This window comes from Sorangium sp. So ce185 (assembly GCF_051526825.1).
Taxonomy (GTDB): Bacteria; Myxococcota_A; Polyangia; order Polyangiales; family Polyangiaceae; genus Sorangium; species Sorangium cellulosum_D.
This window is the reverse complement of sequence record NZ_CP150316.1, coordinates 11,169,355-11,194,762: the sequence shown is the minus strand read 5'-3', so window position 1 is coordinate 11,194,762 and position 25,408 is coordinate 11,169,355. Positions and strand designations below refer to the sequence as shown.

At 74.0% G+C, this 25,408-nt stretch carries 16 protein-coding genes; 6 read left to right on the top strand and 10 right to left on the bottom strand.

Features of this window, described 5'->3' with window-relative positions; all coding sequences use genetic code 11:
* Nucleotides 1-133 precede the first annotated feature (133 nt).
* The 5 genes from WMF26_RS41195 to WMF26_RS41175 all read right to left on the bottom strand — a co-directional run bounded on the left by WMF26_RS41195 (nucleotide 134) and on the right by WMF26_RS41175 (nucleotide 6,929).
* Nucleotides 134-3,985, bottom strand: coding sequence for an AAA family ATPase (locus WMF26_RS41195; RefSeq protein ID WP_437997213.1), 3,852 nt, complete (start codon nucleotides 3,983-3,985; stop codon nucleotides 134-136).
* Nucleotides 3,986-4,149: 164 nt separating this feature from the next.
* Complete coding sequence (locus WMF26_RS41190; RefSeq protein ID WP_437997212.1) at nucleotides 4,150-5,184, bottom strand: MvdC/MvdD family ATP grasp protein; 1,035 nt, start codon at nucleotides 5,182-5,184, stop codon at nucleotides 4,150-4,152.
* On the bottom strand, nucleotides 5,181-6,200 hold the full coding sequence (locus tag WMF26_RS41185) for an MvdC family ATP-grasp ribosomal peptide maturase (RefSeq protein ID WP_437997211.1): 1,020 nt from the start codon (nucleotides 6,198-6,200) through the stop codon (nucleotides 5,181-5,183). Before WMF26_RS41185 ends, WMF26_RS41190 begins: the two co-directional genes overlap by 4 nt.
* A gap of 13 nt (nucleotides 6,201-6,213) precedes the next feature.
* Nucleotides 6,214-6,441 (bottom strand): microviridin/marinostatin family tricyclic proteinase inhibitor, encoded by a 228-nt coding sequence (locus WMF26_RS41180; RefSeq protein WP_061624684.1) that lies wholly within the window; start codon nucleotides 6,439-6,441, stop codon nucleotides 6,214-6,216.
* A gap of 275 nt (nucleotides 6,442-6,716) precedes the next feature.
* Nucleotides 6,717-6,929, bottom strand: a complete 213-nt coding sequence (locus tag WMF26_RS41175; protein WP_437997210.1) for a microviridin/marinostatin family tricyclic proteinase inhibitor — start codon at nucleotides 6,927-6,929, stop codon at nucleotides 6,717-6,719.
* A gap of 167 nt (nucleotides 6,930-7,096) precedes the next feature.
* Here WMF26_RS41175 and WMF26_RS41170 point away from each other — a divergent pair, with 167 nt between their 5' ends.
* The 5 genes from WMF26_RS41170 to WMF26_RS41150 all read left to right on the top strand — a co-directional run bounded on the left by WMF26_RS41170 (nucleotide 7,097) and on the right by WMF26_RS41150 (nucleotide 17,711).
* Complete coding sequence (locus WMF26_RS41170) at nucleotides 7,097-8,263, top strand: HlyD family secretion protein (protein WP_437997209.1); 1,167 nt, start codon at nucleotides 7,097-7,099, stop codon at nucleotides 8,261-8,263.
* Nucleotides 8,260-11,154 carry an ATP-binding cassette domain-containing protein gene (locus WMF26_RS41165; RefSeq protein WP_437997208.1) on the top strand — a complete coding sequence of 965 codons (2,895 nt, stop codon included), beginning with the start codon at nucleotides 8,260-8,262 and terminating at the stop codon, nucleotides 11,152-11,154. The genes WMF26_RS41170 and WMF26_RS41165 overlap by 4 nt, the downstream gene beginning before the upstream one ends.
* The gene (locus WMF26_RS41160) at nucleotides 11,151-13,388 is read left to right on the top strand and encodes an ATP-binding cassette domain-containing protein (RefSeq protein WP_437997207.1); all 2,238 of its coding nucleotides are present in this window, start codon (nucleotides 11,151-11,153) and stop codon (nucleotides 13,386-13,388) included. The genes WMF26_RS41165 and WMF26_RS41160 overlap by 4 nt, the downstream gene beginning before the upstream one ends.
* A gap of 323 nt (nucleotides 13,389-13,711) precedes the next feature.
* A complete protein-coding gene (gene treZ, locus WMF26_RS41155; RefSeq protein ID WP_437997206.1) occupies nucleotides 13,712-15,649 on the top strand; it encodes a malto-oligosyltrehalose trehalohydrolase in 1,938 nt (645 codons plus the stop codon).
* On the top strand, nucleotides 15,639-17,711 hold the full coding sequence (locus WMF26_RS41150) for an amylo-alpha-1,6-glucosidase (RefSeq protein ID WP_437997205.1): 2,073 nt from the start codon (nucleotides 15,639-15,641) through the stop codon (nucleotides 17,709-17,711). Before treZ ends, WMF26_RS41150 begins: the two co-directional genes overlap by 11 nt.
* A 175-nt stretch (nucleotides 17,712-17,886) precedes the next feature.
* Here WMF26_RS41150 and WMF26_RS41145 read toward each other — a convergent pair whose 3' ends face one another.
* Both WMF26_RS41145 and WMF26_RS41140 read right to left on the bottom strand, forming a co-directional pair.
* Complete coding sequence (locus WMF26_RS41145; RefSeq protein ID WP_437997204.1) at nucleotides 17,887-19,119, bottom strand: cytochrome P450 family protein; 1,233 nt, start codon at nucleotides 19,117-19,119, stop codon at nucleotides 17,887-17,889.
* 227 nt (nucleotides 19,120-19,346) lie between these two features.
* Complete coding sequence (locus WMF26_RS41140) at nucleotides 19,347-20,606, bottom strand: metallophosphoesterase family protein (RefSeq protein ID WP_437997203.1); 1,260 nt, start codon at nucleotides 20,604-20,606, stop codon at nucleotides 19,347-19,349.
* 201 nt (nucleotides 20,607-20,807) lie between these two features.
* On the opposite strand from WMF26_RS41140, the gene WMF26_RS41135 reads away from it, so the two are divergent.
* Nucleotides 20,808-22,097, top strand: a complete 1,290-nt coding sequence (locus tag WMF26_RS41135; RefSeq protein WP_437997202.1) for an NTP/NDP exchange transporter — start codon at nucleotides 20,808-20,810, stop codon at nucleotides 22,095-22,097.
* Between the two features lie 645 nt (nucleotides 22,098-22,742).
* On the opposite strand, the gene tnpC is transcribed toward WMF26_RS41135, so the two are convergent.
* The 3 genes from tnpC to tnpA form a co-directional block, all read right to left on the bottom strand.
* Nucleotides 22,743-24,362 (bottom strand): IS66 family transposase, encoded by a 1,620-nt coding sequence (gene tnpC, locus WMF26_RS41130; protein WP_437997201.1) that lies wholly within the window; start codon nucleotides 24,360-24,362, stop codon nucleotides 22,743-22,745.
* 118 nt (nucleotides 24,363-24,480) lie between these two features.
* Nucleotides 24,481-24,852 (bottom strand): IS66 family insertion sequence element accessory protein TnpB, encoded by a 372-nt coding sequence (gene tnpB / locus WMF26_RS41125; RefSeq protein ID WP_437997200.1) that lies wholly within the window; start codon nucleotides 24,850-24,852, stop codon nucleotides 24,481-24,483.
* A complete protein-coding gene (tnpA, locus tag WMF26_RS41120) occupies nucleotides 24,849-25,190 on the bottom strand; it encodes an IS66 family insertion sequence element accessory protein TnpA (RefSeq protein ID WP_437997199.1) in 342 nt (113 codons plus the stop codon). Before tnpA ends, tnpB begins: the two co-directional genes overlap by 4 nt.
* Nucleotides 25,191-25,408: the final 218 nt, after the last annotated feature.

Sequence of the window (25,408 nt, the reverse complement as noted above, 5' to 3'; positions counted from 1 at the left end):
GCGCCTTTGCGCCTTGGCGTTGAACTCTCGGTCTCCAGGACCGCCTCGGCCGTGAGGCGCCCTGCCTCTGGCGTCCTTGCGTCTCAACGCTGGTCCTGCGCGGCCACCGCAGCCCGGCGCAGGGCGCCGGCCTTCAGCGCAGCCGGTGCTCGCGCAGCACGTCGGCCGGCACCGCCTCCCGCGCGAGCTCGCAGAGACGCGCGTGGTGCGTGAAGAACAGCACCTGCGTCGTCGCCGTCAGCTCGCCGAGCACCGCGAGGGCCGCCCGGGCGCGGTCGTCGTCGAAATGGATCAGGAGGTCGTCCAGGATGAGCGGCATCGGCTCGCCCGTCCGCGCGTGGTGCTCCAGGCTCGCGAGGCGCAGCGCGAGGTAAAGCTGGTCGCGCGTGCCGTCGCTCAGGCCGGTCACGTCCACCTCGCGCTGCACCGGCGCCTTCGCGGGCTCCGCCGCCGCGTCCGCCGACGCCGGCGCCGCCCCGCCGGCGGGAGCGGCGGCGACAGACGGCGCCGCGCGGACGCAGCGGAGGATCGCCTGCTCGCTCTCGTCGTAACCCACCCGGAGGCCGGCGAAGGCGCCCAGCGTCAGGCGATGGAAGAGCGCGCTCGCGCGCGCCAGGATCGGCCCCTGGTTGCGCTCCCGGTAGCGCTCGATCTCCCGATCGAGCAGCACCGCGGCGAGGCGCGCCCGCACGTAGCGGCGCACCTCGCCGCGCAGGTGCGACAGGCAGATCTGCGCCTCCACGGCGGCCTCCGCGGCGCCCACCGTCGCCCTGAGGTGCTCGCGCTCCTGCTCCAGGCTCCCGAGCGCCCGATCGATCCGGCGCCGCTCGTCCTCCAGCGCCGCGAGCCGCTGCTCCGCGCGGTCGAGCTCGAGCGCGAGCGCGTCCCGCTCCGCCCCCGCGGTCTCCTGCTCCAGCGCCGCGACGCCCGCGCCCTCGCCCGCCTCGAGGAGCTTGCCCTCGTTCTCGACGAGCTCGCGGTCGAGCCGGCGCGCCTCGCGCGAGCGCTCCTCCGAAAGCGACAGCGCCGCGAGGTCGCCGGCGACGTCGCCCGTGCGCGCGACGCCCGCCGCCTCGAACAGCTTCGCGAGGCGCGCCTCGGCGGCCGCGCGCCGCGCCTCCTGCTGGTCCCGCTCGCGGCGCTTCTCGGCCATACGCACTTCGATCTCCCCGCGCTCGCGGAGGTCGGCGCGCGCCTTGTGGTGGCGCTTGATCAGCTGATCGGCGGCCTGATCCGCCGGCAGCTCGGCCAGATCCGGCGCGTGCCGGGCCGCGAGCGCGGCCACGTCGGCCGCGAACGCCAGGGCGTCGCGCTCCATCCCGAGCACCCGGCGGCGCTCGTGGGCCGCGCTGTCCACCTTGCGGAACAGCGCGCCGAGCTCGTCGAGGATCGCCGTGGCCTCGTCCGCGGACGCGTCGCCGGGCAGGCCGAGCGCCCGCACGCTCTCCGCCCAGCCGGCCCGCCACGCCTCGAGCGCGCGCGCGTGCTCCGCCCGCTCCCGCTCGAGGTCCTCGAGCTCGCGCTCGAGCTCCTTGCGCTCCCGCGCGAGCTCGCGGCGCTCGCGTGCTGCGCCCTCGATGGCCGCGAGCTCCTGCTCCGCCGCCTCGACGAGCGCCGGGAGGCGCGCGGCCGCGTCCTCCAGCGGCCCGGCGCCCGCGCCGCCAGCGTCCCCGCGCGCGCCGCCCGACGCGGCGCGGGCGCCCTGGATCGCCGCGTGGAGCTCGGCCGCGTGGGCCTGCATCCGCGCCCGCAGCGCCTCGGCCTCCGCCTCCGCGGCGCGCAGCCGGTCGACCGTGGCGGTCAGGCCCGCGTGGCGGCCGAGCCAGCCGCGCATCTCCTCGGGCGAGCGCGGCGCGACGCCCGCCGGCCGCCACAGCTCGACCCACGCGGCCTCGGCCTCCTCCGCGCGGCGCGTCAGCGCGGCGCGCTCCGCGACGAGCTGCGCCTGATCCGCCTCGGCCCGCGCCTTGTCCGCGAGCAGCCGCGCCAGGCGGGCGACGCGGTCGGCCTCGCGGCGCAGCCGATCGGCCAGGGCGTCCGCGACGCGGACCAGCTCGGCGTAGTCGTCGGCCTTGCCGCGCGCGGCCGCCTCGCCCGACGCGCCGAGCGCCGGCCTGCGCCCCGCCCCGGGCGAGGCGGCCACGTCCGCGCCGAGGTCGAAGAGCGTGGCGGTGTGGATCGCCGCCGCCGCGCGGGCGCTCCCCTTGGCCTGGAGCGCGCGCAGCAGCGCCTTGAAGGCGGCGTCGCGGCGCTCGCGCGCCTCGGCGAGGTCGGCCTCCGTGGGCACCGCGCCGGCGCGCTGGAGGGCGTCGATCTCGCGCGCGCTCTCGCGCAGGCGCGCCTCGACCTCGGCCGCGCGTTCGGCGAGCCGCTCCCGCTCGCGCGCGATGGCGCCCCACTGCGCCGCGGCCTGGTCGACCGTCTCGGGGAGCGGGACGGGCAGGGCGCTTGCCTCGGCGGCGGAGAGCGGCCGCCTCGCCGGAGCGGCGGCGTCGCCGGCCGCGCCGTCGTCGTCGAGGCGCGCCGGCGCGCTGTCGACGTCGAGGCGCGCCCGCTGCGCCGGCGCGCCGAGCCCGAGCCGGGCGCGCTGCGCGTCGGCCTCGCGCGCGAGCTGCGCCGCCGCGGCGGCGGCCTCGCGGCGGCGGTGCTCGAGGTCGCCCTGCTTCTGCGCGCGCGAGAGCGCGCCCCGGAGCGGGGCGGGGTCCTCGCTCGGCGGCAGCTCGGCGAGCCGGCGCGCGCACGCGTCGCGCCGCGCGCGGTTCGCCGCGAGCAGCCGCTCCACCTCGCGCGGCTTGGCCTCGACCGCGCCGCGCTCGCGGGCGAGCTTCTTGATGCGCGCCTCGGTGGCGACGTCGACGCGCATCGCCTCGAGCCGCTCGGCCTCCGCGCCGCCGACGAGCGAGGCGTCCCGCCCGAGCCTGCGGAGGATCGCGCGCGCCTCCTCCTCGATGCCGTGGAGCTCCGCGCGGACCCGCGGCAGGTCGACGGCGGCCTTGCGGTGGCTCCCGAGCCGGGTCACGAGGCCGTCGATCGCGCCCGGATCGAGCTCGGCGAGCGACGCGGGGACGTGCAGCGCGGCGTGGCGGGCCTCGAGCTCCTCGATGTCGGCGCGGAGCCGCGCCGCCTGCTCGGCCGCGTCGGCGGCGCGCTCCTGCGCGTCCTCGCGATCCCGCTGCGCGCCCTCCGGCAGGAGGACGACGTCGCCGAGGGCGGCGCGCCGGCCGAGGATCGCGCGCCGCGCCTCGAGCAGCGGGAGCACCCGGAGCGCGCGCCGCAGCCGCTTGTCGGTCGCCCGGAGCGCGCGGAGCTCCGCGTCGACGCGCTCCTGCTCGGCCTTGGCCTCGTCGATCTCCTGCCGCTTGCGCGTCCAGTCCGCGGGCGGCCGCGCGGCGGCCTTGGCGCGGCCCCGCGCCTCCTCGAACGCCTTGATCGCCTCGTTGAGCGGGCGGGTCCTCGCCTGGGGCGTGAAGATCTCGTCCGCCTCCTGGCGCAGCGTGCCGAGCAGCTGCTGCAGCCCCGGCCCGCCGAGCCCCGCGCCGAACAGGCTCTGGCCGACGTCGCCCTTGCCCTGGAGCAGCGCCTCGGCGCCCTGCCGGAGCGTGTCGTGATCCAGCCCGAAGGAGGTGCGGAAGAGCTCCTCCGTGACGCCGCCGAGCAGCGGCGCGAGCACCGCGTCCTCGAGGGGGTTGTCGTCCGGGTCGCGGAGCGTCTTCACGCGCCCCTTGCGGCGGACGAACGCGAGCGCCGCGTCCCCCCTGCCCGCGAGCCGCCCGCCGACGCGCAGATCGGTGTTGTGGTGCAGGTGGGCGTCGGGCGTGATGTGCGGGATGCCGTAGAGCAGGCCGCGGATCGCCCGGAGCGCGGTGCTCTTGCCGGCCTCGTTGGGGCCGTAGATGACGTGCAGGCCCGGCGACGGCGAGGAGAAATCGAGCCGGAGATCCGTGAAGGGGCCGAACGCGAGGAGGTGGAGCTCTAGGATCTTCACGAGGTCGCCGGCCAGGGGGTGCCCTCCCCTGAACGGATAGCAAGTGCGAAACCTCCGCGCGATGTCAAGGCCGCTCCTCGCGGCGCGCGTGCTCGGTCCGCCGGAGGGCGGGCGGGTTCTGCTGGAGGTGGCGGGCGGGCGGCGCTTTACGCTATCCGTCCGGCTCAGCGGGGCTGCGTCACGGGGGCGTGCAGGAAGGCGCTCCACGAGCCGCGGCGCGGCGCCTTGCCGAGCAGCACCTCGGCGAGCGCTTCGCTGATCGGCAGCCCGGGGCTCCGCTCCAGCCAGAAGAACTCGCCGACGGGGTTGACCTCGAGAAAGACGTGCCGGCCGTCCGGCGTGCGGAGGATGTCGAGGGCGCCGTAGTTGAGGCCGAGCTGATCCATCAGCCGGAGCACCGCGGTCTCGACGTCGGGCGGGAGCGCGTCCTTGCGCCACGCGTCGATGAGCTCGAGCCCCTGCCGCCGCCAGTCGACCTCGGCGCCGGGAGCCGCCTCCGGATCGATCGAGGCCGCGAACACGCGCTCGCCCACGACCGTCACCCGCAGCTCGCGCGCCTTCGGGATCCTCTCCTGGAAGGTCATCGGGCAGAGCGAGAGCCCCCGCATGTCCGCGAGATCCTCGTCCCGGAGGGCGTTCGTGAAGACCACGTGCTCCTCGCCGCCGCGGTAGACGGCGAACGACGAGAGCATCTTGGCGATCACCCCGCCCGGGCAGGTCGCGGCGAAGGCCCGCGCTGCATCTTCGTCGTTGGTGGTGAGCGTGCGCGGCGTGTCGAGGCCGACCTCGCGGGCGATGTCGAGCTGCACCTGCTTGTTCGACGCGAAGCGCACCGCCGGCAGCGGGTCGACCTGCGGGACGCGGAGCGCCGCCAGCAGGCCCTCCACGGTCCGCTTCGCCTCCTCGACCGACGCGCTCCGCAGCTGCGGGTCCATCGACGCGGGCAGCCCGCGGCCGAACGCGACCCGGCGGTACCAGATGGCGGTCACGTCGCCGAGATCGAGCTCGCCACCGCCAGCGCCCAGCGTGCGCAGCGTGGAGCGGCGCACCCCGGGCCCCGAGGCGAGCGCGAGATGCGCCCCGCCGGGGAAGAGGTCGGTGTTGAAGCGGAAGGCCCGGCCCCCCAGCCGCTCGATCGCGGCGGCGACGCGGGCGATGCACTCGTTGTCTTCGCTGTGCGTGATGATGAGGACGGTCACGGGTTCTCCGTCGGAGCGAGCAGCGCCTCGGCCAGCGCGTCGGCGATCGGCAGGCCGAGGTCCCGCTCCAGCATGCCCCACTCGCCGGCGGGGTTGATCTCGAGAAAGACGTGCTCTCCCTCGGGCGTCCGGATGAGGTCGACGGCCCCGAAGGCGAGCCCGAGGGCGCGGAGGAGCGCGCCGAGCTGCGCTTCGACGTCGCGCGGGAGCGCGTCCTGCTCCCACGCGATGCCGGCGGCGCTGACGTCCGGGTGGCGCCAGTCGACGGCGATCGACTCGTAGCGGGAGGCGTCGAGCGCGCCGGGGAAGCACCGGCCGCCGACGCAGGCGACGCGCAGCTCGCGCGCCTTGGGGATGCGCTCCTGGAAGACCATCGGGCTCTGGCGCAGGCCGGAGAGGGCGTCGAGGTCGGCCGCCGTGACGGCGTGCGTGAAGACGAAGGGAGTGTTGCCCGAGAGGCTCGTCGAGAAGGGCGTGAGCATCTTGGCGACCACGTTCCCGCCGAGGCGCGCGAAGAAGGCGCGGGCCTCGGCCGCGTCGTTCGTCACCAGCGTCTCGGGGATGCGCAGGCCGACCGACGCGGCCACCGCGAGCTGGCGCAGCTTGTCCTGGGCGCGCTCCTCGGCCGCCGGCTCGTTGATCCACCGCCGCGCGGGGAGCCCGCGCAGCCAGCCGGCCAGCGCCGCCATCGACTCGCGCACGCAGGCGGCGCGGTACGCCTCCGGGACGCCCTCGCCGAGGTTCGGCGCCCAGACGCGCCGGAGCCAGACGGCGGAGATCTCGTCCCCGCCGAGCGCGGCCCCGGCGCCCTCCAGGCGGCGGCGCACGCCGCCGGCCCCGAGCGCCGTCGAGAGGGCGATGTCGCGAGGAAACCGGTCGACGTTCAGGCGAACGGGGCGGGCGCCGCGCCGTCGCAGCGCCTCCGCCACGCGCTCGATCCCGAAGTCGTCCTGTGAATGCGAGACCAGGAGGACGTTGTCGCCCGCGGTCGTCACGTCGGGTTGCCTCTCTCGCACGGGCCCGGGCGGCTCATACCCCGGAGCCGGAGTCTTCGCCGTCCGACGGGTACTTCAGCGTGGTGTAGATGGGCGGATCGTCATCGCTGTCCGAGGGGAACTTCTTCGTCACGGCGCCCCCGCCGGCCTTGACGCCGGTCCGGACGCGCTTCTGGTCCTCCAGGAAACGGGCGAAGAAGGGCACCGCCTCGGCGGCCTCCTGCTCCTGCTGCTCGGGCTCACGGAGATCGACATCAGCCATGGGATACCTCCAGATTGGGACGGCGGCGCCGTCGAGGATAAGAGAGCTAATTAAACGAGCAACCAGGCGGGTAGGCAAGCCCGCGGGCACCCTGAACACGGTGGCTGCGACCGATTCCGCTGCTGCGGTCGTCTTTCAGTCGCGGGGTGCTCGGCTGTGTTGAATATTGTTAAAGTTCGTTGCGCTGGGTTGCGTGTCGGCGAGCCTGGGCGCGTGTCGGCGAGCCTGGCCGCGCGGCGCCTCGATCGCGTGATCTGCGCCGCGCGGCGCGCGGATCACTTCACGCCCAGATCTTCGTCGTTGTCGGAGGGGAATTTGAGGGTGACGGCCTCGCCGCCGCCAACATCCTCACCGTCCGAGGGGTACTTCATCGTCGTGACACACCCGCCGGCTTTGACGCCGGTGCGGACGCGCTTCTGATCTTCCAGGAAGCGAGCGAAGAAGGGCACCTGCTCGGTCTGCTCGGGATCGCGATCGATATCAGCCATGGGAAACCTCCAGAGTGGATGTACTACCATGCGGCGGAGCCGCCGTGGGCAGGATGGATTGGGCCGACCCGCTGCGCACGTTAAGTTTTGCTATGCTCATCGCCTCACCCGGGCGATGGGCGTGACTTCCTGACCCTGCTTCGCTCGTGTACCTTTGCACAATCGCCATGCCCGCCGGGTTCTCACGCTCGATTCACGCGATCGCCACCGACGGCCACCGCGGCTCGATCGCCGGCGTCGCGATCGGCGCGGTCCTGCTCTCCGCCTGGCTCGCGTGGTTCTTCCTCGCGCGCGTCGGGCGGTACGAAACCAGCGTGAGCGCCCGGCTCGAGGTGGGCCAGGCGGCGCACCGCGTCGAGGCGCCGCTCGGCGGGAAGGTCGCCGCGGTCCACCTCGCCCTCGGGGCCGAGGTCGCCGCGGGCGACGTCCTCATCGAGCTCGACGTCGAGCCGCTCCGCCGCGAGATCGACGACAAGCAGGCCCGGCTCGAGGCGATCGCGGGGCAGATGGGGCCGCTCCGGGCCGAGATCGCGGCGCGGGGGCGGGCGCTGCGCGACGGGGAGGAGGCGGCGCGCGCGCACGTCGACGAGGCGAAGGCGCGGCTGCGGGAGGCCGAGGCGGGCGCGCGGTTCCAGGAGCTCGAGGCGGAGCGGGCCGTGCGCCTGCGCCAGGACGGGCTCGTGTCCGAGGCCGAGGCGGCGCGGCTCGCGGCCGACGCGCTGTCGAGGCGCTCGGCGACCGAGGCGCTCGACCGCGCCGCCGCGCGGGCCTACGTCGAGCGGCGCGCCGGGCAGAGCGAGCAGCAGGCCGAGCTCGCGCGGCTCGACCGCGAGGCGGCCACCCTCGAGGGCGAGCGGCTCGTGCTGGAGGCGGCGATCAAGGGGCTGCTCGCCGAGATCGACCGGCGCAAGATCCGCTCGCCGATCGCCGGGCGGGTCGGCGACATCACGGTGCTGCGCGCCGGCTCCTTCGTGAGCGAAGGGGACGTCGTGGCCGCCGTCGTGCCGCCCGGCGAGCTCCGGGTGATCGCGGAGTTCCCGCCCGCCTCCGTCGGGCGGATCCGCGCGGGGCAGGAGGGGCGCCTGCGCCTCGACGCGTTCCCGTGGACCGAGTACGGCACCCTCTCCACCACCGTCGACCGCGTCGCGAGCGAGACGCAGGAGGGCCGCATCCGCGTGGAGCTCGGCGTACGGCCCGACCCGGCGTCGCCGATCCCGATGCAGCACGGGCTCCCCGGCAGCGTCGTCATCGAGACCGAGCGCGTCTCGCCGGCCTCGCTCGTGCTGCGCGCCGCGGGGCAGATCGTGAGGGTCCGCGGCGGAGCGGGCGGGTGAAGGAGGGGACGACGAACGCCGATCCCCGATCCGCGCCGGAGCGATCACCGAACCGCCGTCGCCGGGCGTCGAGCCCGGAGCGACGGCTCCTCGCGCCGGAGGTCGTGCAGACCTCGGCGATGGATTGCGGGCCGGCCACGCTCAAGTGCGTGCTCGAGGGCTTCGGCATCGGCGTGAGCTACGGCCGCCTGCGCGAGGCCTGCCAGACCGACGTCGATGGCACCTCCATCGACACCCTGGAGGACCTCGCGGGGCAGCTCGGGCTCGTGGCCCAGCAGATCCTCGTCCCGACCGAGCACGTGCTGCTCGACGAGGCGCAGGCGCTGCCCGCCCTGGCGATCGTGCGGCAGTCGGCCGGGCCGCTCCACGTAGTCGTGCTCTGGCGCCGGCACGGCGGCCTCGTGCAGGTGATGGACCCGGCCACCGGGCGCCGCTGGCTCACGCGACGGCAGCTCGAGGGCGAGCTCTACCAGCACGAGCTGCCGCTGTCGGCGGCGGACTTCCGCGACTGGGCGGCGAGCGACGGGTTCACGCGGCCGCTCGAGCGCCGGCTCGCCTGGCTCGGCGCGGGGGCGCGGCCGCTCGAGGCGGCGCTCTCGGACCCGGGGTGGCGCGCGATCGCGGCGCTCGACGCCGGCGCGCGCCTGGTCACGTCGCTCGTGCGCTCCGGCGGCCTCGGCCGCGGTCGCGAGGCCGCGCGCGTGCTGGGCGCGCTGCTCGAGCAGGGGCCCGAGGCCGCGCGGGAGGCGATGATCCCGCCCACCTTCTGGACGGCGCACCCCGGGCCGGCCGGCCCGCGCGGGGAGGATCGGGTCGTCGCGCGGGGCGCGGTGCTCGTGCGGATCCGCGGGCTGCGCGCCGCCGCGCGCAGCCACGCCCGCGCCGCGGCTGCGCGCGGCGGCGCGCCGCGGGCCGCCGCGCCCGCGCCGCCGCCCCGCGCCGACGAAGCGAGCCCGAGCGCCGAGGCGCGCCTCCCGCCCGACGTCGCCGCCGCCCTCGCGGAGCGCCCGGCCCGGCCCGCGCGCGAGCTCTTCCGGATGATCCGCGAGGACGGGCTGCTCACGCCCGCCGTGCTCGCCGGCGCGCTCGCGCTCAGCGTCGCCACGGTGGTGCTGGAGAGCCTCCTCTTCCGCGGGTTGCTCCAGATCTCGAACGATCTCGCGCTGTTCGAGCAGCGCCTCGCCGCCATCGGCGCCCTCGCGACGTTCCTCGCGGTGGAGCTCGCCCTCGATCTCTCGCTGACCACCGGGGTGATCCGGCTCGGGCGGCACCTCGAGGCGCGGCTGCGGATGGCGTTCCTCGCGAAGATCCCGCGCATCGGCGATCGCTACTTCCACAGCCGCCCGGCCTCGGACATGGCGCAGCGCGGCCACAGCCTGCACGTGCTCCGCGCCCTGCCGGCGTTCGGCGGCCAGATCGCGCGCTCGGCGCTCGATCTCGCGGTCACCACGGCCGCGATCGTCTGGATCGATCCCGCGAGCGCGCGCCTCGCCGTGCCGTGCGCCGCGCTCGCGCTGGCGCTGCCGTTCGCGGGGAACCGCGTCCTCGTCGAGCGGGACCTGCGCGTCCGCACCCACGCCGGCGCGCTCACGAGCTTCTACCTCGACGCGCTGCTCGGCCTCGTGCCGATCCGGGCGCACGCGGCGGAGCGGGCCGTGCGGCGGCAGCACGCGGGCCTGCTCGGGGAGTGGGCGCTCGCCGGGCGCGCGCTGCTCCGCGCGGCCCTCGCCGTCGACGGGGCGCAGGCGCTGCTCGGCTTCGCGCTCGCCGCGTGGATCCTCGGCGATTTCCTCGCCCGCGGGGGCGCGCTCTCGCGGGCGCTCCTGCTCTTCTACTGGGCGCTCGCGCTGCCGGCCATCGGGCAGGCGCTCGCGGGCGCGCTGCTCCAGTACCCGGCGCAGCGCAACACGGCGCTGCGCCTGCTCGAGCCGCTCGGCGCGCCGGAGGAGCCGCGCGACGGCGGCGCCGCGGCCGACGCGCCGCCTCCGCGGGCCGGCGCCGAGGGCGCGGGCTGCGCGATCGCCTTCGAGCGCGTGCGCATCCAGGCCGCCGGCCACGTGATCCTCGACGGGGTGGATCTCCGGATCGCGGCGGGCAGCCACGTGGCGATCGTGGGGGCCTCGGGCGCGGGCAAGTCGAGCCTCGTCGGGGTGCTGCTCGGGTGGCACCGGGCGAGCGAGGGCAGGGTGCTCGTCGACGGCCGTCCGCTCGACGGCGCGCGGCTCCACGCCCTGCGCGAGGAGACCGCGTGGGTCGACCCGGCGGTGCAGATCTGGAACCGGTCGTTCCTCGACAACCTCCGCTACGGCGCGCCCGACGACGCGGCCGACTTCGGCGCGGTCGTCGAGGAGGCCGAGCTGCGCGAGGTGCTGGAGCGGCTGCCCGAGGGGCAGAAGACCCTGCTCGGCGAGGGCGGAGGGCTCGTCTCCGGCGGCGAGGGGCAGCGCGTGCGCTTCGGCCGGGCGATGCTGCGGAGCGAGGCGCGGCTCGCGATCCTCGACGAGCCGTTCCGCGGCCTCGACCGGGAGCGCCGCCGCGCGCTGCTCGCCCGGGCGCGGCGGCGCTTCCGTCGCGCGACGCTCCTCTGCGTCACCCACGACGTCGGCGAGACGCGCGGGTTCGAGCGCGTGCTCGTCGTGGACGGCGGGCGCGTGGTCGAGGACGGGGCGCCCGCCGAGCTCGCGGCGCGCCCTGGCTCCCGCTACCGCGCGCTGCTGGACGCCGAGGCGGCCGTGCAGCGAGGGCTCTGGTCGAGCGGCGGGTGGCGCCGGCTGAAGGTCGTGCGCGGGCGCATCGCCGGAGCGGCGGCGGAGGGCGCGGGATCGGCGGCCGAGGCCGCAGGAGTGGCGGCCGAGGCCGCCGCGGCAGCGCCGGAGGGCGAGCGGAGGTGACGGCGGAGGCGCAACCCGGGTGGGGGGCCGAGCCGGACGGCGCGCAGGCGCGACGCGGCTGGGGCGCTCGGCCGGGCGAGGCGGCCGACGCGCTCGGCGCCCTCGAGTGGCCGGCGGAGCGCCTCGGCGACGCGCTCGAGGCGCTCGCGCTCCAGGGCGGCCTCCGCCCGCGCGCGGTCGCGGCGCCCATCCCCACCGCCGGGCACCTCCGCAGCGCGGACGCGCTCGGCGCGTGGATCGATCAGGCCGCGGGCTACCTCGGCGTCGAGGCGGAGCCGATCGCGGCGCGCTACGACGAGGTCGCCGGCGCGCTCCTGCGCGTCGCGCCCGCGCTCGTGTGGCTGCGCGGCGGCGAGGCGCAGCGCTTCCTCGCCGTCGTGGGGCGCAGCGGGCAGGCCCTCTCGGTGCTCCGCGCCGACCGCTCCACCGCGCGGGTGCCGGTCGAGGCGATCCTCCGCCGCATCGCCCGCCCGCTCGAGGCGCAGGTGCTCCCCGAGGTCGATCGCATCCTCGACCGCGCGGGCGTGCGGCCGCGGCGGCGCGCCCGCGCGCGGCAGGCCCTGCTCCGCGAGCGGCTCGGGCCCGTGGTCCTCGACGGCATCTGGAGCCTGCGCCCGCCGCCCGGCGCCTCGTTCGGGCGGCAGCTCGCGGCCGCGCGGATCCCGCGCCGCCTCCTCGGCCTGCTGGCCGCCCACGCGTCGGCCTACACGCTCTGGATCCTGGTGTGGACGACCGTGGGGCGCAGCATCCTCGACGACCACCTCGACGAGGGGTGGCTCTACGCCGGGGCGCTGCTGCTCGCGACGGTGGTCCCGCTGCGCCAGCTCATGGCGTGGCTGTCCGGCGTGGTCGCGATCGACGCCAGCGCGCTGATCAAGCAGCGCCTGCTCGCGGGCGCGCTCGCGCTCGACGCCGAGGAGGTGCGCAGCGAGGGCGCGGGCCGCTTCCTCGGGCGCGTGATCGAGTCCGAGGCGATCGAGGCGCTCGCGATGGGCGGCGGCGTCGGGGCCGTCGCGGCGGCGTTCGAGCTCGCGGCGGCGGCGGTCGTGCTCGCCCAGGGCGCGGCGGGCGCGCTCCACGCGCTCCTGCTCGTCGCCTGGGCGGTCCTCGTCGTCGCGCTCTGCGCGCGCTTCTACCGGCGCCGCGCGCGCTGGACCGCCGCGCGGCTCGCGATGACCCACGATCTCATCGAGCGCCTGGTCGGCCACCGCACCCGCCTCGCCCAGGAGCGGAGCGGCCGCTGGCACCACGGCGAGGACGAGGCGCTCTCCCAGTACCTCGCGCGATCGCGCGAGCTCGACCGGAGCCAGATCGAGATCGGCGCGCTGATGCCGCGCGGCTGGCTCATCGCGGGGATCGCCGGCCTCGTGCCGCCGTTCCTCGCGGGCACCGGCTCGGCCGCGGCGTACGCGGTGGCGCTCGGCGGCGTCCTGCTCGCGAGCCGCGCGCTCCAGGGCCTGTCGGCCGGCCTGTCGAGCCTCGCCAGCGCGGCGATCGCGTGGGAGCAGGTCGCCACGCTCTTCAAGGCGGCCGCCCGCGGCGGGGCGCCGCCGCCGCCCCTGCCGCCCGACGCGGGGCGCACGCCGCCCGGCGCGGGCAGCGCGGGGGACGCGGAGCGCCGCGCGCCGGTCCTGGAGGCGCACGAGCTGTCGTTCCGGCACAAGGGCAGGCCGCGCCCCGCGGTGATCGACGCCTCGCTGCGGATCGCCGCGGGCGAGCGCATCCTGCTCGAGGGGCCCTCGGGGGGAGGGAAGTCGACGCTGAGCGCGCTGCTCTCGGGGCTGCGCGCGCCCGACGCGGGGCTGCTCCTCTTGAACGGGCTCGACCGCCACATGCTGGGCGCCGCCGCGTGGCGACGCCGCGTGGCCGCGGCGCCGCAGTTCCACGAGAACTACGTCCTCGGCGGGACGTTCGCGTACAACCTGCTGATGGGCCGGCGCTGGCCGCCGAGGCCCGACGATCTCGCCGAGGCCGAGGAGATCTGCCGCGAGCTCGGCCTCGGCGAGCTGCTCGGCCGGATGCCCGCCGGGCTGGAGCAGGTGGTGGGCGAGACGGGCTGGCAGCTCTCGCACGGCGAGCGGAGCCGGCTCTACATTGCGCGCGCGCTGCTCCAGGGCGCCGAGGTCGTCGTGCTCGACGAGAGCTTCGCGGCGCTCGACCCCGAGACGCTGGAGCAGGCGCTGCGCTGCGTGCTCCGGCGCGCGCGCACGCTCGTGGTCATCGCCCACCCGTGATCGCGGAGCCCGCCGGCGCGGAATCCGCTCTTACCGGCGCTCGCTCGATGAGGCGAGTCTACACTGCTCTCCTCCTCGGAGCCCGCCAGCCTGGGTGAGGCACGCGCGCGCTCCAGGATCGCTTGATCTGTGCAATGCAGACCACTTCGCCTGTGCCGTCTCTCATCGTCGGTCGATCCCCGATCCCTCTCAGGCGACCCCGTAAGGCGTTATCGCTCGCCATGTAAGCCAGGTGAATAGAACCGATGCAAAGGGGACCGCCGAGCCTATGGGTCTGGACGTCACGTGTGTTGCGCTTAGAATGCAACTCAATGCCGGAGAAGATGGAAAGACGGTTGCCTGTCGGCGCTGAGGTGCTCGCCGGAGCCGGAAAAGGAGTGCACTTCCGCGTCTGGGCGCCCTCCCGGCGCCGGGTCGAGGTGGTCCTGGAGGCCGGGCCGGGGAGCGGCGAGACCGCGCCGCTGCGGCCCGAGGAGGGCGGTTACTTCGCGGCGCTCGTCCCGGCCGCGGCGGCCGGCACCCGCTACCGGTTCCGGCTCGACGACGACGAGAAGCTCTATCCCGATCCCGCCTCGCGCTCGCAGCCGGAGGGGCCGCACGGGCCCTCCGAGGTGATCGACCCCGCCGCGTTCGCGTGGAGCGACGCGGGCTTCCCGGGCGCCCCGCTCAAGGGGCAAGTCGTCTACGAGATGCACGTCGGCACCTTCACCCGGGAGGGCACCTGGGAGTCCGCGGCGCGCGAGCTGCCCGAGCTCGCCCGGATCGGCATCTCCTTGATCGAGCTGCTCCCGGTGAACGAGGTCCCCGGCCGGTTCAACTGGGGGTACGACGGCGTGAACCTCTTCGCGCCGACGCGCCTCTACGGCAGCCCCGACGATTTCCGCCGCTTCGTCGACGCGGCGCACCGCGTCGGGATCGGGGTGATCCTCGATGTCGTCTACAACCACCTCGGTCCGGACGGCAATTACCTTGGCCAGTTCTCCAAGGACTACTTCACCGATCGCCACAAGACCGACTGGGGCGCGGCCATCAACTTCGACGGCCCCCGATCCGAGGCGGTGAGGGAGTTCTTCCTCGCGAACGCCGGCCACTGGATCGACGAGTACCACCTCGACGGCCTGCGGCTCGACGCGACCCAGAACATCTACGACGGCTCGAAGGACCACATCCTCGCCGCGATCGCGCGCCGCGTCCGGGAGGCCGCGAAGGACAAGGAGACGTTCATCGTGGCCGAGAACGAGTCCCAGGAAGAATGGCTGATCCGCGGCCCGGAGCGGGGCGGCTACGGGCTCGACGCCATCTGGAACGACGACTTCCACCACAGCGCCAAGGTGGCGCTCACCGGCCACAGCGAGGCGTACTACACGGATCACGAGGGCTCTCCGCAGGAGTTCATCTCCGCCGTCAAGCGGGGCTTCCTCTTCCAGGGGCAGCGCTACCAGTGGCAGAAGCAGCGGCGAGGCACCCCCGCGCTCGACGTGGATCCGGCCCGCTTCGTCCTCTTCCTGGAGAACCACGATCAGGTCGCCAACACGGCCAAGGGCGAGCGGCTCTATCACCTAACCTGCCCGGGGAAGTTCCGGGCGATGTCGGCGCTCCTCTTGCTCGCCCCGGGGACGCCCATGCTCTTTCAAGGGCAGGAGTTCGGGTCGTCGGCGCCGTTCCTCTTCTTCGCGGACCACAACCGCGATCTCGCGCCGCTCGTGCGCAAGGGCAGGGCGGAGTTCCTGGCGCAGTTCCCCTCGTGCGCCTCGCCCGAGGTCGCCTCGCGGCTCGACGCCCCCGACGACCCGCGGACGTTCGAGCGCTGCAAGCTCGATTTCTCCGAGCGCGAGCGCAACGCCGGCATCTACGCCCTCCACGAGGACCTGATCGCGCTCCGCCGGCGCGATCCCGTGATCCGGGCCCAGCGCCCGCGCGGCGTCGACGGGGCCGTCCTCTCGGGCCACGCGTTCCTCCTCCGCTACTTCGGCGACGACGGCGACGACCGCCTGCTCCTCGTCAACCTCGGGCGGGACATCCATCGAGGGTCCTTGCCGGAGCCGCTCATCGCCCCGCCGCCGGGGCGCCGCTGGGAGACGTTGTGGTCCAGCGAATCCCCCCGTTACGGGGGACAAGGCAGTCCACCTGTCATCACCGAGGATGGCGTCCACATCCAGGGCGACGCGGCGATCCTCCTGCACCCCGTGGTCGGGACGCCGGTGCCCGAGAAGACGAGCGCCAACCCTCGCCCAGAGGAGCCCAAAAAGCATGTACGCTGACGAGATCTGCCGGATGATGGTCTGGTCCCGGGGCACCGGCCCCGCCTCGCACGACGACGCCGAGCACGGGTCGGACCCGCTCACGCGGGAATGGCTCGTCACGAACGGCCTCGGCGGCTACGCGTCAGGCACCATCTCCGGCGCGGTGACCCGCCGCTTCCACGGGCTCTTGATCTCCGCGCTGCCGGCCCCCCTCGGCCGCACCATGATGCTCAGCGATCTGTCGACCCGGGTCATCACCGCGGACGGCAAGGTCTATCAGGTCGGCGGTCAGGAGCCCTGGCTCGACGACAGCGCCGCGCAGGTCATCGATCTCGCCGAGTTCCGCCTGGAGGCCGGGCTCCCGGTGTGGCGCTACGAGGGCGCCGGGATGGCGTTCGAGCGGCGCCTCCTCCTGCCCCACGGGCAGAACACCGTCCACGTCACGTACACGCTCCTCAAGGGCGAAGGGCCGGTCCAGATCGAGCTCCAGCCGTGGGTGAACTTCCGCCCGCACGAGGGCGCGCTCGATCGGCCGGTCGCGGGCCCGTACGCGCTCACCGTGGTCGAGGATCGCTACGAGCTCGCCTCGCCGAGCGACCTGCCGCCGCTCCGGCTCAAGGTCCAGGGCGCCCGGGCCGAGTTCCGGATCGACAGCGCCCGCCTGCGCAACGTGCGCTACCGGATCGAGCAGAGCCGCGGGTACGACGCGGTCGGCGAGTTCTACAGCCCCGGCCGCTTCGGCCTCGAGCTCCCCGTCTCCGGCAGCGTGACCCTCGTCGCGTCGACCGAGCCCTGGGAGACGATCAACGCCCTCTCCACGGAGCAGGTGCAGCGCGCCGAGCGCAAGCGCCGCACCCGGCTCCTGCTCGCCGCGGCGCCCGAGGTCCGCTCCGGGCCGCCGGCGGAGCTCATCCTCGGCGCGGATCAGTTCCTCATCACCCCCGCGGGCCGCGTCGAGGACGCCGCCCGCGCGCGGGCCGCCGGGGACGAGGTGCGCACCGTCATCGCGGGCTATCACTGGTTCACCGACTGGGGGCGAGACACCATGATCAGCCTCGAGGGGCTGACGCTCGTCACCGGTCGTCACACCGAGGCGGGCTACATCCTGCGCACGTTCGCCCATTACGTGAAGGACGGGCTCATCCCCAACATGTTCCCGGAGGGCAAGAACGACGGGCTCTACCACACCGCCGACGCCACCCTCTGGTTCTTCCACGCGCTCGATCGCTACCTGACCTACACCGGCGATCGCGAGACGCTCCGGCTCGTGCTCCCGACGCTGATCGATATCGTCGAGCACCACACCCGCGGGACGCGCTTCGGGATCGGCGTCGATCCCAAGGACGGCCTCGTCCGTCAGGGGGAAGAGGGGTATCAGCTGACCTGGATGGACGCCAAGGTCGGCGATTACGTGGTCACGCCCCGCCGCGGGAAGGCCGTGGAGATCAACGCGCTCTGGTACAACGCCCTGCGCCTCATCGAGCGCTGGGTGCGCGAGGCCGAGGGCGACGGCGCGGCGCGGCGCTACAGCGCGGCCGCCGAGCAGGTCAAGGCCTCGTTCAACCGGCGCTTCTGGTCCGACGAGCTGGGCTATCTCTACGACGTGCTCGACGGCGAGCAGGGCAACGACGACGCCTTCCGGCCCAACCAGATCTTCGCGATCTCGCTGCCGCACCCGGTCCTCGACGCCGCCCGCTGGAAGGGCATCGTCGATCAGGTGAAGGAGCGGCTCTGGACGCCCGTGGGCCTCAGGTCGCTCGCCCCTGGGCACCCCGATTACAAGCCGAAGTATTTCGGCGATCTCCGCGCGCGGGACATGGCCTATCACCAGGGCACCGTGTGGGGGTGGCTCATGGGCCCCTTCATCGACGCCTGGCTGAAGGTGTATCCGGCCGATCTCGCCGGGGCGCGGAGCCTGCTCGAGGGCTTCACCCCGCACCTCGACGAGGCCTGCGCCGGGTCGATCAGCGAGATCTTCGACGCCGAGCCGCCGTTCACGCCCCGCGGGTGCGTCGCCCAGGCGTGGAGCGTGGCCGAGGTGCTCCGGGCCTACGCCAGGACGGCCCGCTCGGCGGGCTGAGCGGCAGTGCTCAAAATTGAACTGAAGGCGGGGAGGCGGGAAGAAAAGAACAATGATCTTCCTGCCTTCCCGCCTTCATGTGAACTCTCTCCAGGCAAATTCGAGCACTACCGGCTGAGCGCGGGCCCGGGGCCGAGCTCCCGGGGCGCCGGAGCGCCGCTCGCGTCGCCGCCCCTCAGAACGCCACGGGCACCGCCGTCGGGCCGCGGATCAGGGACCACTCGCTCCATTCGATCTCGTCCGGCGAGACGTCGAGCTCGAGCCCCGGGAGCCTCCGGAAGAGCGTCGAGAGGGCGATGGCCGCCTCGATCCGCGCGAGCGTCGCGCCCAGGCAGAAGTGGATCCCGCTCCCGAAGGCGAGGTGCCGGTTCGGCGAGCGGCCGATGTCGAAGCGGTCCGGATCCGGAAACTGCTCCGGATCCCGGTTCGCGGCCAGGAGCCCCGCGACGACCCCTTCTCCCGCCGGCACGCGCGCGCCGAGCAGATCGACGTCCTCGAGCGGCCAGCGGACCACCGAGATCTCGGCCGGCCCCTCGCAGCGCAGCGTCTCCTCGACCGCGGAGCCGATGAGCTCGGGCTCCGCCTCGAGCCGCCGCCGCTGCTCGGGGTGCGAGAGCAGGAGGAGCGCGCCGCTCGCGATGAGGTGCACCGTGGTCTCGTGGCCCGCGACCAGCAGCAGGAACACCATGCTCATGACCTCCGCCGAGCTCAGCTTGTGCTCCTGCTCCTCGGCGAGCACGATCGCGCTGATCAGGTCGTCGCGCGGGGCCTTGCGGCGGACCGCGAACAGCGCCTCGAAGTACGCCTCGATCTCCTTCACCGCGGGCATCGCGGGCTCGAGGAGCGCTCGATCGCTCGTGGCGGCGAGGAGGAGCTTGGTCCAGTGGCGGAATCGGTCGCGATCCTCGCGCGGGAGGCCGAGCAGCTCCGAGATGACCGCGATGGGGAGCGGGAACGCGAAGTCGGCCACGAGATCCATGCGGCGCTGGTCCGCCACGGCGTCGATGAGCTCACCCACGATGGCGTGGATGCGCGGGCGCAGCCCCTCCATCGCCCGCGTCGAGAAGGCCCGCTGGACGATGCCCCGGAGCCGGGTGTGATCCGGCGGGTCGGCCTCGAGCATGTGATGACTCAGCAGGACCGAGCGCTCGCCGAGCGGGCGGTAGCTCGCGCGCAGCTCGGCGGGGAGCTTGCGGCAATCCCGGATCAGACGAGGATCCTTGAGGAGCTCCACGCAGTCGTCGTAGCGCGTGGCCGTCCAGAGAGGCACGTTGAGGCGAGGGTGGATGAGGCGATGGATGCGCCCCGCGGCCCGCATGCGCGCGTAGATGGAGTGCGGCTCGGCGCGGCCCCTCGGACGGAACAGCTCCGAAAAAGCGCTCTGGTCGATCGTGACTCCCCCGTCCATGACTCCCCCGTCCCGTCGCGTCCGGCTGTCCGAGGCGATGCTCGCGTGCGCAGGGCGCGTCAGGAGGAGTGCATGGTGGAGATCGACGTGCCGTCAAGCCGCGCGGGCCGCGGCCGCGGTCGTCCGGGCAGCGCTCGCGAGAACACGATAAGTTGCGGGAATCGCTGAGTTTATTTCCTGATTTCCGCCTTCGCGGCCGGCTCCGACCCAGGCCGCCGCGCCGGCGCTCACGGCGCCTCGCCGGCGCCGAGCAGCCGCGAGATCAGCGTGTGCTCCACGTCGTCGAGCGCCTCGCGCAGGTACGTCGGGTCGTCGAGGCGGATGGCGTCGTCGCCCTCGCGCGCCTCGGCGGGGAGCTTGTTCTTGAGGCTCGCGAACTCGCGCAGGAGCGAGGAGAGGCCCGCCTCGTCGTCGCGCAGCGCGCGCAGCGACCGCGTGAGCTGGCCGATGGCGTCGTCCCGCTCCTCGAGCGCGCCGACCTGGAGCGGGGCCAGCGTCCGGGAGAGCACGCGCTCGATCCAGAGCCCGCCGCCGAGGTCGTTGGCGATCGCGCGGATCTGCCCTGTCCAGCGCTCGAAGTCGGCGCGGAGCGCGGCGTGGGCCGGCGTCGCGCCGCACAGGATCACCCGCGCGGCCAGCGTGCGCCCGTCCGCCTCCGCGAGGCGCTGCTCGAGCTGCTCGCGCGTCAGATCCACGATGTCGTCGGCGCTCGCGGCCGGGGAGAGATCGACCTCGCAGGCGCACCAGCGGACGACATCGAGGGGGCGGTGCTCGACGGAGGCGACGCGGCCGTCGTCCACGGTGACGAGGAGGGCGCCCTTCTCGCCGGTCTCGCGGGCGTGGCGGCCCTGGAGGTTGCCGGAAAAGGCGATGTACGGATCCTCCGAGAGCACCTCCCGGGTGTGCACGTGGCCGAGCGCCCAGTAGTCGTATCGCTTCCCGACGAGGGTGTTCAGGCTGCAAGGAGCGTAGTTGTCGTGGCCCTCGCGGCCGCCCAGGCAGGTGTGGAGCAGGCCGATGTTGAACAGGCCCGCCAGCGCGTCCGGGTAGCCGGCGGCGAGATCGTCGGTGACCGCCTTGGTCGCGAAGCTCTGCCCGTGGACCGCGACCCCGAGCCGCTCGAAGAGGACCGTCTCTGGGCTCTTCGGGTCGAGCCGGCGGGCGTTCTCGGGGAGCTCCAGGTGACGCGTGATGTGGCTCTCGGCGTCGTGGTTGCCGCTGAGGAGCACCACCTCCACCCGGGCGGCGCGCAGCCGGGAGAGCTGCGAGGCGAAGAACAGGCCCGTGCTGTAGTCCTTCCAGTCGCCGTCGTAGATGTCGCCGGCGAGCAGCAGGAGGTCGACCTCCTCGGTGAGGCAGAGGCTCACGAGGTTCTCGAGCGCGCGGCGGGTGGCCCCGCGGATCTGCTCGACCGGGGCGCCCGGGTAACGGTCGAGCCCGCGGAGGGGGCTGTCGATGTGGAGGTCGGCGGCGTGGACGAACTTCATGGCTGCGCGGCCCGAGCTTAGCCGCTCCGCGCCGGGAGCGCTGCTCATCCGATGAGGTCCGCGCCCGCGGGCGGCCGGCGCCGCCGGTCGCCTTGACGCGCGGGGCGGGCTGTCGTGCAGTGAGCGTCCGATGCTGCGCCCGCCGTCACGCCTCACGCCGCCCGCGGCGCGACGCCCCGCCGGGGGGAGGGCGGCGGACCGTTGAGCCCGGCGGCCGCGCTGCTCCGGCGGGTCTGCGACGTGAGGGAGGGCGAGGTCTCCGCGCTGCTCTGGAGCTTCGCGTACTTCTTCTGCGTCCTCTGCAGCTATTACATCCTGCGGCCCGTCCGCGAGGAGATGGGCATCTCGGGCGGCATGGACAAGCTGCCCTGGCTGTTCACGGCGGTGTTCGCGGCGATGCTCGCGGCCGTGCCGGCCTTCTCCGCGCTCGTGGCGCGGCTGCCGCGGCGGCGGTTCATCCCGATCGTCTATCGCTTCTTCGCGTCGAACCTCCTCGTCTTCTTCGGGCTGCTCGCGCTCGGCGCGCCGCGCGTCGAGGTGGGGAAGGTGTTCTATGTCTGGCTGAGCGTCTTCAACCTGTTCGTCGTGTCGGTGTTCTGGCAGTTCATGGCCGACGTCTGGCGCAGCGAGCAAGGCAAGCGCCTCTTCGGCGTCATCGCCGCCGGCGGCAGCGCCGGCGCGCTCGTCGGCTCGCTCGTCACGGCCGCGCAGGCGCGGCAGATCGGGACCGCGAACCTCCTGCTCCTGTCGGCGGCGCTGCTCGAGCTCGCCGTGCTCTGCGTGACGCGGCTGAACCGCCTCGCCGGCCGGCTCACCGGCGGCGCGGCGCCGCCCGAGGCGAGCGCCGCGGAGGAGCGCATCGGCGGGGGCGCATTCCGCGGGGTGACGCTCGTCCTCGGGTCGCCGTACCTCCTCGGGATCTGCGCGCAGACGCTCTTCTTGTCGATCACCGCGACGGTGCTCTACTTCGAGCAGGCGCGGATCGTCTCCGCGGAATCGATGGATCCCGCGCGGCGGACCGCGATGTTCGCCTCCATCGATCTCACCGTGAACGTGATCACCATCGTCGTGCAGGTGCTCGTGACCGGGAGGCTCATGACCCGGGTGGGCCTCGGGGTCGCGCTCGCGGTGGTCCCGGTGGTCACCGGCGTCGGGTTCCTCGCGCTCGCGGCGCGGCCGACCCTCTCGATGATCGCCGGGCTCCAGGGGCTCCGGCGGGCGATCCACTACGCGGTGGACCGGCCGGCGCGGGAGATCCTGTTCACGGTGGTCGCGCGAGAGGAGAAGTACAAGGCGAAGAGCTTCATCGACACCGTGGCGTTCCGGGGCGGGGACGCCGCGAGCGCGTGGGCGCTGTCGGGGCTGTCGGCGCTCGGGGTGAAGGCGGCGGGGCTGTCGCTCCTGATGGTGCCGGTCGCGGGCGGGTGGGTCCTGCTGAGCCGCTACCTGGCGAGGCGGCAGGCGGAGCGGGCCCGAGGGGAGGGCGGATGAGGGGGGCGCTGGGTCCGTGGGGCGGATATCCCGCCAGGATTCCGCCGCGGTGGCGAACCGTCGCGAACCGTCGCTTTCCCCAGAGTTTCAGGGGGGCGTGACGACGAATCGCACCTCCTCGGGAGGCATGGACCCAACCCCGGCCCAACCGGCGAGCGTGGGGTTCGGCGAACTCGCGACGGTCAATCCCCGGCCACGAGCCGCCGTGGTCGCCTCGCTCGCCGGCACCCTGAGCCGTGCCGTCGTCCTCGGGGATGAGGATGTCGACGTGCATCAGAAACCGCGGAAATTTGAGCGCGGGAATTTGGTATGCGTTCGGTAGAGCCCATCCTGACGCCGAGCAGACCGGGGACATAGGCTTGCCGTGCGATGCGAGAGCGACGGCAGGGCGGCGAGACCAGACGGAAGGGACTCGAGGCGGTGGCCGAGGAGCGCGCGGCTGGCGACGTCGGCATGCGGAGGCGGCGCGCCGGCAGACCGAGCCCCTCTGCTGCGGAGCCTGAGCAGCAAAAGGTCGGCTGCACGCCACGCACCGCGGCGGACGGCGGAGATGCCTCACCCCCGCGGCAACGCCGGCGAGCGCCGCCCACGGCCAGCGCGACGCCGCCGGAGGTCACCCGTAGCGCAGAGCAGGCGCCGCAGCGCTCACGCGGCCAGCGTGGCTGGCGCCCAGGTCCACGGGCTGGCAGCGAGCCGCTGCCGAGCGTCGGTGTTCTCGAGGGTCTGCTTCCAGGACTTGGGAGCGAGCTCGATGACCCGATCGCGCGGCCAGCCCGGCAGCAGGATCAGCACGTCGCGCAGGTAGGCCCAGGGGTCGAGCTGGTGCAAGGCGCAGGAGGCGATCAAGGACACGATGGTGGCGTTCCACTCCGCCCCGTCGTCACTGCCCACGAAAATCCAGTTCTTCCGACCGAGGGCCTCCCTGCGGAGCTCGAGCTCGCTGCGGTTGTTATCCAAGCGAAGCCGCCCGTCCTCGAGGAAACGGGTGAGCGCAGTCCACTGGTTGCGCGCATACCCGATGGCTCCGGCGATGGGGCTCCTGGGCAGCACGAGCAGCTCCTCCTTGTCGAGCCAGGCGCGGAAGGCATCGAGCACGGGCTGGGCGCTGCTGCGGCGCTGCTCGGTGCGGCGGCTGGGAGCCAGGTCCTTGGTGGCCTTGTCGATGGCGAAGAGCTGGTGAATGAAGCCGAGCGCCGTCATCGCGCGCTCCCGGTCCGACGACATCGCCTCGAAGAAGCGCCGCCGGCAATGCGCCCAGCAGCCCACCTCCGTGACCTGCTCGGTCCGGTACAGCTCCTCGTAAACGCTCGATGCGTCCGCCTGGACGTAGCCCTTGTACCCGCGGAGAAACTCCTTGGGACCATCCTGGTTGTGACGCGGCGTGAAGCGAAACAGCACGTGGTCGCGGTCCGCGACGAGCACCCAGAAGTGACCGCGCCGGCACTTGTCCTTCGCCTGCACGAGCACCCCAGTAGCGTCGATGGCGATGCAATGCGCGGAGAGCGCATCCTTGGCCATGGCGCCGACCAGATGGCCCAGCACCTCGGCGCACGAGCTGACCCAGCCGCAGAGCGTCGAGCGCGCCAGGTGCACCCCTTGGCGCTCGTAGATCTTTTCCTGCCGATGCAGCGGCAGGTGGTCGCCGTACTTGCTCACCAGCACGTGGGCCAGCAGCCCGGGCCCGGCCAGCGACCGGGGGACGGGACTGTCGGCCACGTCGGCGATGATCACGCCAGCTTCCGGCTCGCCCGGTCTGGCAAACTTGGGTCGTACGATCTGCAGCCGTACGAAGCTCGCGGGCCTCCACTCCAGCGTCTCGGACACCTCTTCGCCGATGCGGACCATGTCGGTGGCGCGCTCGTCGCGCACTTCGGGCGGGAGCAGCTCGATGCGCTCGACCGGCAGGTGCTCGGGCAGCTTCTGACGTCCGTGCGGGGTCGTCCTGCGCCCCTTGCCGCCGCTGCCAGGTGCGCCTGCGGGCGCCGCGCCGCCGCCTTCAGGCGAGTTTGGCGCGTCCGCATCGGCTGGCGCCGCTGCGCCCGTCGGCGCCCCTGCGCCCGCGAGCATCTGCACGATGGCGTCGAAGGCCAGCTGCATCTGCCCGGGGTCGACGTGCTCGGCCTTCTGGCCGAAGATGTGCCGGCGAAGCCGCTCCAGCTCGATGCTGGCGAGCTCGTAGAGCTTGCGGTACTCGTCGCGCTCGTGCGCGGCGCGCGCCAGCCTGTCCTTCAGGTCATGAATCTGCTCTTCGAGCGACTTGCCCACGAGGCGCTAAGTACTCGTGACTTCTTGCTTTTTGAAGGGGGTTGTCGCAGGAAAAGAAGTGGCTCTCGCCGGAATGCAGCGCGTGCGCTGCCCGGCAGTGCGCGAAGCTCAGGTGAGCTCAGGGGGCTGGAGCCGGTGCAGCCTCGGCGAGGCGGACCTCTCGCCGCAGCTTCGTCGGCGGAAGCGCGATGCCCTCGAGGATCTTCCCGAGCTCGGCCGCGTCGATGACGACGCTCGTGGCTCCCGGCGTGACCGCACGCGGGGCTCGGAAGGTCCCGCGCTCTAGACGTTTGTAAAGCAGGCAGTACCCGCTGCGGTCCCACCACAGAGCCTTGCAACGGTCGGCTGCCCGGTTGAAGAACAGAAACAGCGCTCCGGAGAGCGGATCCTGCCGCAGCACCTCGCGCACGACGGCGGCGAGGCCATCAAACGACCGCCGTAGGTCCAGCGGCTCGGTGGCGACGTAGATCGAGACGCGGCCCGGGATCATCGCGAGCCCCCGAGCGCACGAACCACGCGCGCCAGCGTGTCCTCGTCGAACGTCGGCGGCACGCGCACGACCGCGCCGTCTGGCAGGACGATCTCCAGCGCCGCGCCCGGCGAGGGCGCCGTCGCGCCCGATGTGGCGACCACCACAGGGAGCAACGCAGGCAGCGTCGCCTTGTCCGAGCGCTGCCGGTACTCGCTCCGCTTCATGCCCAGCCGGCGGCTCCAGGAGTACAGCGTGCCGGCGCTGACCCCCTCCTGCTCCGCGAACACGCGGGCGGAGTGCCCGCTCTTGTGCCAGCGCGCCACCCGGTCGCGCCAGATGCGTCTGCTCTCGTCCATCCACACCTCCGGCGCCGGTTTCTACGCAGCGCCGAGGCTCCAAAACAGCATGTGGATCACCGAACGCGTACGGAATTTGAGCACGATCCGCGGTTCGGAGCCCCCGCCGGAGGCCCGCTTGCCCATCGCCCGAGGTCCCGCACCGGGAGGGCGGAGCACAGGTCAAGGGCGGCGCAGCCGGCTCGCGTAGCGAGCGCACCCTTGACCTGCGCGAGCAC

Bases quoted from the DNA above. Each gene is read 5' to 3' on its own strand.
- WMF26_RS41180 (WP_061624684.1), bottom strand. From the start codon at position 6,441: ATGGCTGATGTCGATCTCCGTGAGCCCGAGCAGCAGGAGCAGGAGGCC.
- WMF26_RS41175 (WP_437997210.1), bottom strand. From the start codon at position 6,929: ATGGCTGATATCGATCGCGATCCCGAGCAGACCGAGCAGGTGCCCTTC.
- WMF26_RS41170 (WP_437997209.1), top strand. From the start codon at position 7,097: ATGCCCGCCGGGTTCTCACGCTCGATTCACGCGATCGCCACCGACGGC.
- treZ (WP_437997206.1), top strand. From the start codon at position 13,712: ATGGAAAGACGGTTGCCTGTCGGCGCTGAGGTGCTCGCCGGAGCCGGA.
- WMF26_RS41150 (WP_437997205.1), top strand. From the start codon at position 15,639: ATGTACGCTGACGAGATCTGCCGGATGATGGTCTGGTCCCGGGGCACC.
- WMF26_RS41145 (WP_437997204.1), bottom strand. From the start codon at position 19,119: ATGGACGGGGGAGTCACGATCGACCAGAGCGCTTTTTCGGAGCTGTTC.
- WMF26_RS41140 (WP_437997203.1), bottom strand. From the start codon at position 20,606: ATGAAGTTCGTCCACGCCGCCGACCTCCACATCGACAGCCCCCTCCGC.
- tnpB (WP_437997200.1), bottom strand. From the start codon at position 24,852: ATGATCCCGGGCCGCGTCTCGATCTACGTCGCCACCGAGCCGCTGGAC.
- tnpA (WP_437997199.1), bottom strand. From the start codon at position 25,190: ATGGACGAGAGCAGACGCATCTGGCGCGACCGGGTGGCGCGCTGGCAC.